At 56.2% G+C, this 12,081-nt stretch carries 11 protein-coding genes; 1 reads left to right on the forward strand and 10 read right to left on the reverse strand.

Features of this window, described 5'->3' with window-relative positions:
- Window positions 1-87 precede the first annotated feature (87 nt).
- The gene (locus tag AH68_RS07645) at window positions 88-1,386 is read right to left on the reverse strand and encodes an MFS transporter (protein WP_039199080.1); all 1,299 of its coding nucleotides are present in this window, start codon (window positions 1,384-1,386) and stop codon (window positions 88-90) included.
- A 331-nt stretch (window positions 1,387-1,717) separates the two neighbouring features.
- Here AH68_RS07645 and AH68_RS07650 point away from each other — a divergent pair, with 331 nt between their 5' ends.
- Window positions 1,718-2,767 (forward strand): LacI family DNA-binding transcriptional regulator, encoded by a 1,050-nt coding sequence (locus tag AH68_RS07650; RefSeq protein WP_039199082.1) that lies wholly within the window; start codon window positions 1,718-1,720, stop codon window positions 2,765-2,767.
- Between the two features lie 53 nt (window positions 2,768-2,820).
- Here the strand turns inward: AH68_RS07650 and AH68_RS10125 are convergent, their stop codons facing one another.
- From AH68_RS10125 to AH68_RS07690, 9 genes are all read right to left on the reverse strand, one after another.
- Window positions 2,821-3,120, reverse strand: coding sequence for a Rossmann-fold NAD(P)-binding domain-containing protein (locus AH68_RS10125; RefSeq protein WP_201772588.1), 300 nt, complete (start codon window positions 3,118-3,120; stop codon window positions 2,821-2,823).
- Between the two features lie 159 nt (window positions 3,121-3,279).
- Window positions 3,280-5,622, reverse strand: coding sequence for a glycoside hydrolase family 3 N-terminal domain-containing protein (locus AH68_RS07660; protein WP_039199084.1), 2,343 nt, complete (start codon window positions 5,620-5,622; stop codon window positions 3,280-3,282).
- Between the two features lie 173 nt (window positions 5,623-5,795).
- On the reverse strand, window positions 5,796-5,918 hold the full coding sequence (locus AH68_RS11185; protein ID WP_268871196.1) for a hypothetical protein: 123 nt from the start codon (window positions 5,916-5,918) through the stop codon (window positions 5,796-5,798).
- Between the two features lie 45 nt (window positions 5,919-5,963).
- Complete coding sequence (locus tag AH68_RS11055; protein ID WP_236682383.1) at window positions 5,964-6,293, reverse strand: hypothetical protein; 330 nt, start codon at window positions 6,291-6,293, stop codon at window positions 5,964-5,966.
- Window positions 6,294-6,492: 199 nt separating this feature from the next.
- On the reverse strand, window positions 6,493-7,068 hold the full coding sequence (locus tag AH68_RS07670; RefSeq protein ID WP_039199087.1) for a hypothetical protein: 576 nt from the start codon (window positions 7,066-7,068) through the stop codon (window positions 6,493-6,495).
- Window positions 7,061-8,248 carry an ATP-grasp domain-containing protein gene (locus AH68_RS07675; RefSeq protein ID WP_039199089.1) on the reverse strand — a complete coding sequence of 396 codons (1,188 nt, stop codon included), beginning with the start codon at window positions 8,246-8,248 and terminating at the stop codon, window positions 7,061-7,063. Before AH68_RS07675 ends, AH68_RS07670 begins: the two co-directional genes overlap by 8 nt.
- A 69-nt stretch (window positions 8,249-8,317) precedes the next feature.
- Window positions 8,318-9,532: an MFS transporter gene (locus tag AH68_RS07680; protein ID WP_039199091.1), complete on the reverse strand. Its 1,215-nt coding sequence runs from the start codon at window positions 9,530-9,532 to the stop codon at window positions 8,318-8,320.
- A gap of 508 nt (window positions 9,533-10,040) precedes the next feature.
- Window positions 10,041-10,676 (reverse strand): TetR/AcrR family transcriptional regulator, encoded by a 636-nt coding sequence (locus tag AH68_RS07685; protein WP_039199093.1) that lies wholly within the window; start codon window positions 10,674-10,676, stop codon window positions 10,041-10,043.
- A 47-nt stretch (window positions 10,677-10,723) separates the two neighbouring features.
- Window positions 10,724-11,923, reverse strand: coding sequence for a glycoside hydrolase family 5 protein (locus AH68_RS07690; protein ID WP_039199095.1), 1,200 nt, complete (start codon window positions 11,921-11,923; stop codon window positions 10,724-10,726).
- Between the last annotated feature and the right edge of the window lie 158 nt (window positions 11,924-12,081).

The raw sequence follows: 12,081 nt of genomic DNA on the forward strand, positions 1-12,081 counted from the left end.
GGGACTTTGGTTGATAATCTCAAGTTATTGGATAGTTGAAATTGCGATTGGCGATATTAAGTTTTTATGTGATTGTTGTTGTACTAATCAGGCTGCAATCTTGCGCGCCTGACGCTCTTCATCGGTGCCGTACTTCTTCTGGGCACGAATCATGATGGTACCGGCGACGCCTTCAATCACCACGATGCCGAAGAAGCACCACATGGTGGTCTGGATGGTTTCCGGAAGCACCAGAGCCGGGGTGATGAGTGCGAACAGGCCGCAGCACAGGCGGGAGAAACCGTTGATGAAGCCCTGCACGGATGCACGGATCTCGATCGGGAAGGATTCCTGAGTCCACACCTTGTACAACGCCTCGCCTGCCAGCGGAGAGCCGAGGTTCATAAACGCGGTCGCACCTACGATGACCCACAGGTTCGTGCCACCCATGGCCATGGCGGCCATGGCGATCAGGGAGATGATGATGCCTGCGAAGAACGCCTTGTTGCGATACTTGCCACCTGCAATGGATGCGAACACGATGTTGATCACAAGGGTCACAAAGTTGAGAATGATGCCCAGACCAGTGGCCAGGGACTGGGTGGCGCCGGCTTTGGAGAACATGTAGGTTTGGAATTGCCCCCATGTGTTGGCTAGCAGGTTCCAACCGACGTAGAAGATGACAATGGCGAGGCAGTAGGTGAGCAAGACCTTCTTGTCGGCACCGAACAGCACCTTGGTCACCGATACCTTGCCGCCTGCGGCAGCGGCCGGACGAGCCGCGTCACGGGCGTCGGCGGCTTCGTGGAAACGGCGGAAGGTCGGCGAAAGCAGACGCCACAGCCATGCGATGACTGCGAACACCGCGAGAATGGCGAACACCACACGGCCACCGGTCGCACCCGGCATGGCGGAGACGAGGAACGCACAGATGAAGGAGATGAACACGCCCACCTGCCAGAAGACCTGCGTGGTGGAGACGAGCTGTGCTGCGGTAGCGTCGTCCGGAGCGTCATGGGAGACGATGGTCATGGAGACCGGCAAATCGGCGCCGGACGCAAGACCCGCGATGATCAGGCCGATAAGCAGCATGGTGAAGTTAGGAGCGAACACGCAGATGGCAGCACCGATGGCGTAGAACAGGTTGATCCAGTTGAAGAACAGCACGCGACCGATTTTGTCGGCTAAACGCCCGCCGAACAGCGAGCCGAATGCAATGGCGAAGGTCAGAATACCGGAAAGTAGGCCAACCTGCGTGGTATCAAGGCCAAGGCCCTCCTGCCAGACCACAATGGTTGCCGACAGTCCGACGATAATGCCGGACCCCAGCATCGATCCGATGCCTGCCGCGAAGGCAAGCGGCATGTATTCGCCTAATCCCTTGCTCTTCTTAGTTGAAGTATTCATCGCCCTTTCCTTACTTTTTCATACTTGCATGTGTTTTTCATACACATACACCCTTCTTTTTCAAATGGTTTTCACTGCGATTTCAAATCGTCAGGACTTCTCCTTTGATCTGCCCAACATTTGAAAATCACTGCGATTTCCATCTCTTCATCACAGAACATCCCGCCGTCTTCAGCAGCACCTTCAGTGACGTCGTGATTGAAATAGTACATTCATTTTTAAAAATTTCAAAATCATAGTGCGTTTTTCAATATATGATTTCAAAGGAGAGCGCGTAGACTATCTGATATATCAATAGATAAGCGGCTTACGTACGAACAGGAGCAATCTCATGCCAGCATCAAAACGTGTGGGCGTTTCCGACATCGCCAAACATGCCGGCGTCTCCATCGGCACCGTATCCAACTATCTCAACTATCCGGAACGTGTATCAGACACGTTAAAAGAGAAAATCGGTATAAGCATCAAAGAACTGGGATACACCCCGCGCAGAAACACACCACTGCCCCAACAAGAGAATGCCGGCCCTCAGCTCATCGGATATATCATGACCGACATCGAACATTCCCTGTTCACTTTCATTCACGAAGGAGCGCAGGAAGTCTGTGAAGAAAACAACCTGCAGCTTATCGCATTGAACGCATCATCCGACGAGCAACGGCAAAGCGAACTGGTGAAAACACTTATCGACATGAACGTGTCCGGAATTCTGCTGAGCACCGTATCGGACTCCCCCGAAGATGTCGCAGCCGCCCGCGCGGCAAATATTCCCATCATTCTGCTCGACCACACCAATCCACGCCATGCCGACCAAGTGTGCTGCGTGCTCGAAAACAATATGGCGGCCGGTCAGATCGCGGCCGACGAACTCATTCGTATCGGATGCCGACGCGTTGCCTTCGCCGCGCACTCATTCGACTATGAATCAGTGCAGGATCGACAGATGGGCGTCGAGAAAACCATCGCACGTGCGCATGGAAGCACGCAATTAGAACTCATCAATTCCAAAGGTCTGATGTTCGAAGACGGCTACCAGCTCGGTCTGGACCTCATCAACAGAATGAAGCGTGACGGATTGGACGCCATTCCCGACGGCATCATCACCGCTTCGGACGCACTTGCTTCAGGTGTGATATCAGCCTTCCACGAGCATGAAGGGCCACGCATCCCAGAAGATATCTGCGTCATCGGCACGGAAGGGACGCGTTTGGACTCCAATTGCCCCATGCCACTGACCGTGGTGAGCGCCCCTAGCGTCGACATGGGACGCAAGGCCATGACGCAAATGCTTGATTACGTAGACAATCCCGCCGCACACGTGCATAGCACCACGCTTATCGAGCCAACGCTGATTCGACGTGCATCCACGCGCGCCGAATAGCAGCCATATCAGCGTATACATCGCAATACATATACAAGGGTGAGTCCGCTCTATCAAGCGAGCCCACTCTTGCTCAAGTGTTGCGTTATATTGCCTTGCCTATATCGTTTTTGATTAATGTTCACCGTGTTGATGAACTCTTCCGGATCGATGTGTTCGATATCAAGATCCTTAGCTGGATTAGACGTGTCGAGATTATTGACGAGCACGTCGATTTTGCCTTTATTGGCAACCACGGCTTCCACAGCAGAAACGTAGGTCTCATCTTGTGAAGCGTCATTGTAGACGAATCTCACTGTGCCCGGCAGGGTCAGACAACCCTTCGATAATTGGTTGCGCAATTGTTTTCGCATCGAAATTATGTGATATTCGCATGCTGGCGCGGCTACAGTTTGCACCGGCACACATCGCACAAAGTGAAGTGAAAAACAACAGATAGCACGAAGTCCTCTGCAGTAAGTTGTCGCTCTCCCGACTTACTGCAGAGGTCTTTGTTTTATTTCGTTTCGCTTTTACGCGACGGTGAAGGTGGTGCGCTTCAAGTGTTCACGACGGCTGGAATGGCCGATAAGCACTTCAAATTCGCCCGGCTCAACAATTCGGTTAGCTTCAGAATCGACGATGGTGCAATCGGAAACCGGAATATCGAAGGCAACGGTCTTGCTCTCGCCCGGTTCTAGTTCCACACGCTGGAATGCCTTGAGTTCACGATCAGTCCAGCTGTAGGAGGTCACGATGTCGCCGATGTAGAGCTGCACTACTTCCGTGCCCTTGCGATCGCCCGTATTGGTGATGGTGATTTCAGCATGCACAGTATCGGTTTCAGCAAACGTTCCGGATTCCGGAACATTGGTGACGGTCGGCTCTCCGTATTCGAACGTGGTGTAGCTCAGACCTTCGCCGAATGCGAATGCCGGATTCTGCGTGAGGTCGGCGTAACGGCTGCCGTGCTGGCCTCGAATCTGGTTGTAGTAGACCGGCAGCTGCCCTGCGTGACGCGGGAAGGTGATCGGCAGACGTCCGCTCGGCTCGGTTTCGCCGAGAATGATTTCGGCGATGGCCTGACCACCCTTCATGCCCGGGCTTGGAGCCCACAGCAGGGCCGAAGTGCCTTCGGCTGGAGTTTCGTCGACAATCACACCGTTGGTGCCGATCACGGATGCCGGCAGCACTTGCGGCTTGGAGCTGACGAGCACCACCACGAACGGCTTGCCGGTTTCGCGAGCCACGTTCGACAGCGCATCGATCAGTGCATTCTGGCCGCCGAGCAATTCGAGCGTGGCGGTGGAGCAGCCTTCACCAATGACTTGAATCACATCGCCCACCACGGCCACGATCAAGTCGCTTTTGCGTGCGTTTTCCACGGCTTCGTCAAGCAGCACGCGGTCAAGCTTGGCGGAAACGCCGATCTTCGGGCGAGGCTGGCCATCCGGATAGAACTCGCCTTCCGGATCGGGCACCAAATCCACGATGTTGGCACCGCGAGAGTACACGACCTCGCAGTCTTTCGGAGCGAGCTGCTTGAAACCATCAAGCACGGTGGTGATCATTTCACGCGGGTGACCGTCAGGCATCCAGTTGATCTGGCCGGAGCTGCCGGCCCAGTCGCCCAGCTGGGTCTGGGCGTCGTCGGCAATCGGGCCAACGACCGCGATACGCTTCGCACCGGCCACGTTGAACGGTAGTGAACCGTTGTTCTTCAGCAATGCCACGGCTTCGCGAGCCACTTCAAGGTTGAGCCGCTGATGCTCTTCGGAACCGATCACTGCATCGATACGCTTCTGGTCGGGCAAGCGTGGATCTTCGAACAGTCCAAGACGGAACTTCAGTGCGAGAATACGAGCCACGGCGGCATCGATCAACGATTCGTCAAGCAGACCGGTCTTCACGGCTTCGATCGCACCCTCGTAGAACTTTGGCGTGGTCATCACCAAGTCGTTGCCGGACTTGACCGCGTCAGCGGCGGCCTGCACATAGTCCGGCTTAACCTTCTGCTCCCATACGGAACGGCCGACATTGTCCCAGTCGGTGATAAGCGTACCCCGATAGCCCCAAGCGCCACGCAATTTGTCGGAAAGCAGCCACTTGTTGAAGGTGACCGGTACGCCTTCGATGGATTCGTAGCCGAGCATGAAGGTGCCGCAGCCTTCCTTGGCCACGCGTTCAAACGGCGGCAGGAACCAGGATTCCAGTTTGCGGTGACTCAGGTCAGCTTCGGAAGCGTCACGACCTCCCTGGGTTTCGGAATAGCCTGCGAAATGCTTGGCGCATGCGAGGATCGCATCTTTGGCGAGCGGCTCGCCCGCCTTGGCTCCACCCTGATAGCCTTTGACGATGGACGATGCCATTTCGCCGATCAGGTACGGGTCCTCGCCAAAGGTTTCGCCCACGCGACCCCAACGGGTGTCTCGCGCGATGCACAGCACCGGGGAGAACGTCCAATGCACGCCGGTGGTTGACACTTCCTCGGCGGTGGCACGGCCCGCGGCCTGCACTTTTTCGGAATCCCACGTGGTCGCCATGCCCAATTGTTCCGGGAAAATGGTGGCCCCCGGCCAGAAGGAATAGCCGTGAATGCAGTCGTCACCAATCACCAGCGGAATGCCGAGACGGGTTTTGACGTTCACCGTTTCCACGGCTTTCGGCAGATCGGATGGCGAGGTGTGCAGAATGGAACCGACATGCTTGTTGACGATTAGATCGTCCAAATCGCCGCTTCGCGCGTCAAGCTGCATCATCTGTCCGACTTTTTCCTCAAGGGTCATACGACCAAGCAGATCGGCGATGCGTTCCTCAGTGGGAAGTTCCGGATTCTTATAGGGCAGATTTACCGTATTTTCAGTGGTTTCGGCCATGGATTGCTCACTTTCCTCATTGAAGCGATTTCATTTAATTACCAATTGGTAGTTTAGTATATCATATACGCATCCGCAACTCGACATAACCCCATCAACGCAAAAGGCAAGAGACCATCAGCCCCTCGCCTTTTCGCACGCGCATGCAATGCAATCTCAACAAGTATCCAAAATCAACGATACGCATCCCACAACGGAGATGGAAACAGCATGTTTTCTATCTGAGCCCACTCTTTGCACAAATCAACTTCAGGCTCGCGCAACCACCATAATTGCATGCCATCCATGATTTCCATGGACTTACGCACCACCGGACGCATACTCGACTTCCGCGAACCCAATTACGGAGGAATCAGCCAAGGATATCGCGAATAATTCTCCCAAATATCGTCCATACGAGCAGTGAATTCATCATGCAACGGATGTTCGGGATTCAACGATTCCGCAGAAAGCACGGTAAACAACTGCACCATCATGCGGCGTCGCGAATTATGCCGCACCAAATAACGCAAGTATGCGGGAAACAGCGGCGCGGTAGGATCACTGCCAGGCATACCGGATGCGAAGAAATCCTCAGCAGTCCCCGCCCACCCCGTAATGCGGATGCGACGATACTGCGCAACGAGGCGTTGCTGGCCGGTTGAGAGGGAACATACGAGATTCCCTAACAACTATCCTCAAACCCAGTGATAGCAAGACTTTCAGCGATTACTGGTTTGATTGCAGCACTCTATTTGTCACTCTAAGCGCCTATCAGGGCATCTGATTTACACATTTACTCTTTTTACTCTTCGCGGTTTTGAAAAGAGTAACAAAACGTTGGAATTCCAACGTTCTTACTTACACTTTTACACTTTGCAGAGTTGTCTATCATGTGCATTTTCTGTTCAAAAGCCTCAAACCTATTAACATATTGAACTTTGGAATCGACCACGATTCGTAGGCAGCGTGGTACCGCCTTTTCAGCTGTCGCAGCACCTCCGCCAGCTCGGTGTCATGGTGCAGCTGGACATACACGACCCCAGTGGCCGACGATGAATTCAGAGGCTCGGAGAAACAGGTGCCGACGGGCTCGAGATCGGCGGAGATGAAACCGTCGACCGATGAAAGCTCGTCGATCGTGCTGATGTCCACGAGTCTTCCGGTCTGGACGGGAAGATCGATATTGGCGACGATTCCCGGAATCGATTCCGATGCCTCGCAATCATATTCACAATTCAGCGATGCCGCAGTGATGGGTCTGGAGGAATCCAGCTTCCTCGCGACGTCCAGTACCTCCGTCACATCCGCTATGTCATGCACGTAATGCAGATTCGCATCGTGCGGATACAGCGGAGTGTACTTACGTTCCGTGATAACGTCCACGCGGTCTCCAGGCACGAATTTGACCAAGTGACAGTAGGCGTCGGTTTTACCTGAATTGAGCAGAATCACATGTTCACTCATTGTCATTCCTTTCATACGCAACGTTTTCCACCAAGCCGAGCATACGTTCCCGCTCCCGCTCGTTTCCGCCCCGGACGACCGCCCCACCGACATAGTCGGCCGCATCCGTGGGATTGTTCGGCTGTCCCGAATCCCATAGGTCCAACAGCCATCCGTCCGAGTCCAATGGCTTGCGGAGCCGGTTCCCGCCCGTTCTGACCAGCCATCCGGTCTTCTTGCCGTCGTCCACACTGGGAACGACCGACGCGGGAAGCCCCAACTCCAATCTCACGAACTGTTCGGAGATGTCGAAGCCGTACGCGGATTGGATTGATTGTTTGATGAGTCCACCGCCGACCCTCGCCGCGACCTCCCCGCATCGCGCGTGCCCCGAGGCGTCGTCTATGAATTCGAAATGCAGCACGTGGACGCCGCCGTCCTCGGGCAGCCCCTTCGCGAAACGTCCCACGAGATCGATGATTTCCAAGCGTTTCAGGGAGGCGTTGTCCAGCATCACGGATCCGTAGTTCTCCTCCTTAAACATGCATGGCTTATGAATGTAGCGGCTGACGGACGTGAACACCGGAATCCGGTCCTGGAGCAGCACATCCGCGTGATAGACATCTCCGGGCAGGTACTCCTCCACGAGGAGCATGTTCCCGTCGATCTCCTCACGGATGCCGCGATCCTGAAGCAGCCGGCCCACGTCATCAATGGTCTCCACGATGTGAACCCCGAACGCGCCGGCTCCATTGCGCGGCTTCACCACGGACGGCCCATGCTCTTCGACGAACGCTCCCAGGTCTTTCCCGGAACCGGCTAGGGCGAAGTCGGTGCTGGGAAGCGACGCCGCGGAGAACAACGACTTCATGCTGTACTTGTCACGAAATCCCTCCGCGAGAGGGAGCTTCATGCCCGGGACCGCGTACTGCGACCGGACGGCCGCCACCCGTTCCACATCGTCTTCGGAATTGCAGATGATGCGGTCGCATCCCGAACAGGCGATGGACGACAAGGCCTTCCCGAACTCGTCGCTGTAGTATCGGTTCACCAGCACGAGATCGCAGTAGCCCTCATTCGCTTCAGCAGCCTTCGATCCCTTCTCGCTAACGAGGAACAGCCGGCAGCCCGGTATCAATTCCCTCACCCATTTGGCGTACTGCGAGCCGGACGACGGACGTTGGCATATGACTATCTTCAAGATTCCTCCCTTGCTGTTTGGATACGAGATCCGCAGAAGCCCCGCGGATCGAATCGCCGCTTTTGGCCGCTACTTCGAACGCGTGCGTACTGCCAGCCTTGCGATGGGCCCGTAGGACAGTCCCGTGAGCAGGAACACCATTGCCAGGACCAGCCATCCCGCCGGCGAATCGGCATGGGCGACGCCGGTCAGGATCATCGGAGAGACCAGCGCCATGGTATCGGCCCCGGCATTCAGAACACCTTGGTATTCGCCGAGCAGATCATCGCTGGACATCTCGAAGCCGAAGGACCATGCCGACGCGGACTGCCACAGTTCGCCACAAAGATGCATCAACCCCGCCGCCACGAGCATGACGACGGACAACCACACCACCGCTTCCCTGGACAGCGCCAACAAAACACAGGCGGCGCAGAGCGACAAGCCGCTTCGCAATCCGGCCCGTCCCGCACCGCGAATCGAATCCGTTCCCCTGGCGAACCTCACCTGCAGCAGGATGACGCCGACCGTGTTCACGAGAAGCAACGCGGATACCATGCCGTTCGGAATCGATTTGGCAGAGGCGATCCATATCGGCAGAGCGATGGTCAGGATCCCGTCATGAAGATAGAGGACGGCATTGGCCGCCGTCGCCAGCAGGAACGGCACATCCCTCACCGCGACGAGACCCATCCGGCCGTTCTTCCGGGAATGGGCGGACGCGAATATCCCGCATTGGATGCCGCGTAGCATCAGCGCGGCGGCGAAATACGTGAGGACGTTGAACAGTATCAGGGCCACGAACACCGGACGCGTGCCGATGGTGAGCGGTATCGCAGACAGGACCGAGCCCATCGCGGTGCCGACGTTGGAGACCACGCGCAACATGGCCCTGTACGATACGCGGTTCTCCCCCTGCGAGATATGGGCGATGATGGGACCACGCGCCGCGGCGGCCCCTCGATCGGCCGTGGACACCACGGCCATGGTAATCCCCAGGCAGATGAAATTGTCCGTGACGACATAGACGATCAAGCCCAATCCCTGCACGGCCAGAAGCGTGCGGTACATGGTCATCGCATCGACCTTGTCGGAGGCTCTTCCGAACAGCACGCTGCCCGCCAGACCGGCCACCGCGGAAAGCGTGAGGAACATGCTGAACAACGTCAACGGCATACCGAGGATCTGGGTGAAGTACAACGTGGACAACGCAAAGAAGATGCCGCGACCAACGGAATTGATAAGCGTCGCCCGGGCGTATCGGCCTTCGTCGGCCTTCCCCCTCAAAACCGTCCAAATAGCCATATCCAACGCTCCTTCACCATGACCATGGCAATCCCCCAAATCGACATCCGCGTTTTACGACCTAGACTAACTGCCCCCCTACTAGTCATGTGGAATTATAGCACTTCTCGTAAAAGATATGTCACGCCTCGTCAGTCTTATCTCACAATCATCACTGGCACCATTCAATGGAGGGAACTCCAATCTGCGTATTGCATAAATCACGCACAAAACTTGCGTAGTTCGGCGGAAGACATCACCTCATCCTCAGACATCGGTCAAACCATGGCACTCTCCACGGAATACGCCGTGACCAGATGAACAGACAAGAAACCACACGCAAACGAAAAGCAACCCGATATATGGGAAGTGCAGTAGCAGGTAGTCTGACTGCATCAAAATGGTCGACATCTCAGGAAAATAGCATGTTTCTTTCAGCAAACTTTTCAGACACTACCACAATAGAAGATAAGCAAAATGAGGGTGGCCGTCAGGTCACCCCCGAATCGTATGCGGAACACACATAAAATCAGCGGTATGCATCCCAGAGGGGCGCGGGAAACAGCAGATTCTCCATTTCGGACCATTCCTCGCACAAGTCCACTTCCGGTTCGCGCAGCCACCACAGCTGAATGCCATCCATGATTTCCATGGCTTTGCGCACCACCGGCCGCATGCTGCCGGCCCATGCACCCAATTGCGGCGGAACCACCCACGGGTATTTCGAGTATCGTTCCCAGATGTCCTCCATGCGTCCCATGAATTCGTCATGCAATGGATGATCCGGGTTCAGGGATTCCGCCGACAGCACGGTGAACAGCTGCACCATCATGCGCCGGCGCGAGTTGTGTTTCACCAGGTAGCGCAGATACGCGGGAAAATGCGGCGCGGACGGGTCGCTGCCCGGCGTGCCCGAAGAGAAGAAGTCCTCCGGCGTGCCGGTCTGCCCGTAATATTCGTCATATACCAGCGCCAGCATATTGTCTTTGTTGTCGACGTATCGCAGCACGCCTTGTTTGGAGATGCCGACCCTGTCGGCCACGTCCTGGATGGAAATGCCATTGAACCCACGCTCGCTGATCAGCTGAACCGCAGCATCCAGCACTTCCGCTCGACGCTCCTGCGGTGATTTTCGAATACGTTTCGAAGTCTCTTCCTCTGCCATGATTCCGAGTCTAATGCACCTTGTGTCGATTGCCGTTGATTGACTGCCTATGGCACGTCATCGTGAGAGGTATCCGCCCGAATCCATCCATGACGCCATACGCGAGTCAGATCCCACGCCTCAAGATTGCCGCCGTTGCGAGGATCCCGCGGCGGTTTCCCTTCGCCACTACCCGGTTTCGCGGAGCGCGCAAGCTGGTAGCTCCAATAGATCTGCCCCGCCGACACGTCCCATGCCGCGCGTTGCAATCGTGACACTTGGCGGTATGCAGCCGATCGGTTTTGGCTGTGTAGGGCCCACTGATTCTCCACGCACCACTCGCCCACCAGCACGGGAATACGACGAGCCGCCAAACGGATGGCGATGCCACTCGCGCCCACCAGCATCCGGTACAGCCATGGCAGTCGCCGCGATCGCAGGTACAGCCGGCATGCCGGTCCCGAAAACAGCGGATTCTCCATCGCGATGAGATACTGATGGGTGTCGAGCATGACATTGCGCATGCCAGCACGACGAAACCAACCGCCCCAGCGGAGTAGTCGGAAACCGTCATGGAATACGATCACGGTTTCCGGACGTAGCACGGCGCGTAACCGGGCGTAAGCGTCGCGGTAGAAGCGCTTCAGAAACCGCAGTGAGACATACGTGCTACCGGAAGCCTCATGAGAGTCTTTCGCCGTGTTCGACGTGCTATGGAACACTGACCAGCTCACTGGTTCGTTGAGTACTTCGATGCTGTGCAGGGCCGGTTCGTCGCGGTATCGGCGAGCCAATCGCTCCAGCACGTTCAGCGTGTACTCCACCAAGTCCGTATTCTGCGCCCATTTGCACACACCCGTCAGACCGCCGTTGTCGAAACCGTTCTGCGATTCGGGAACGGTATGCAGGTCAATCATAATCTTCAATCCCGTCTCCCGCGCCCAACGGAACGCGCGGTCGAGGTACGTGATGCAGCCCGGATGCCCGGGCCAGTCGCCGAAGATGAAATACGGTATGGGAATGCGTACGAGGTTGATTCCGTGACCGACGATAATACGGAAATCCTCCAGGGTGATGTAGGTTTCGCGGTGCCGGCGCAGTTCCTCGGCTAGATTCCGTTCGGACCAGAGGGATCCGTGCGTGCGGTGCATCCAGATTTCATCGTTTTCGGCGCTGCGGGTGAACGGTTTCGGATCCATCCATTTCTCCAGCACCAGCCAGTTGCCGAGGTTCACGCCGTCGATTCTCTCGTCGATGCCTAGCACCATGCGTCTCACCGCCCTTACGTTCGGGGGTTGCCCGACTTTTCGTTTCCACCCATCACAACCCATGGCAAAACTCAATCGGCCCAATGGGCCAAGGAACCGCGCGTCATTCGCAACGTTCCTTGGTCCATTGTACGTGTGAGCCCCGCGAGCGGCCACGC

It is taken from the genome of Bifidobacterium catenulatum PV20-2 (assembly GCF_000800455.1).
Taxonomy (GTDB): domain Bacteria; phylum Actinomycetota; class Actinomycetes; order Actinomycetales; family Bifidobacteriaceae; genus Bifidobacterium; species Bifidobacterium kashiwanohense_A.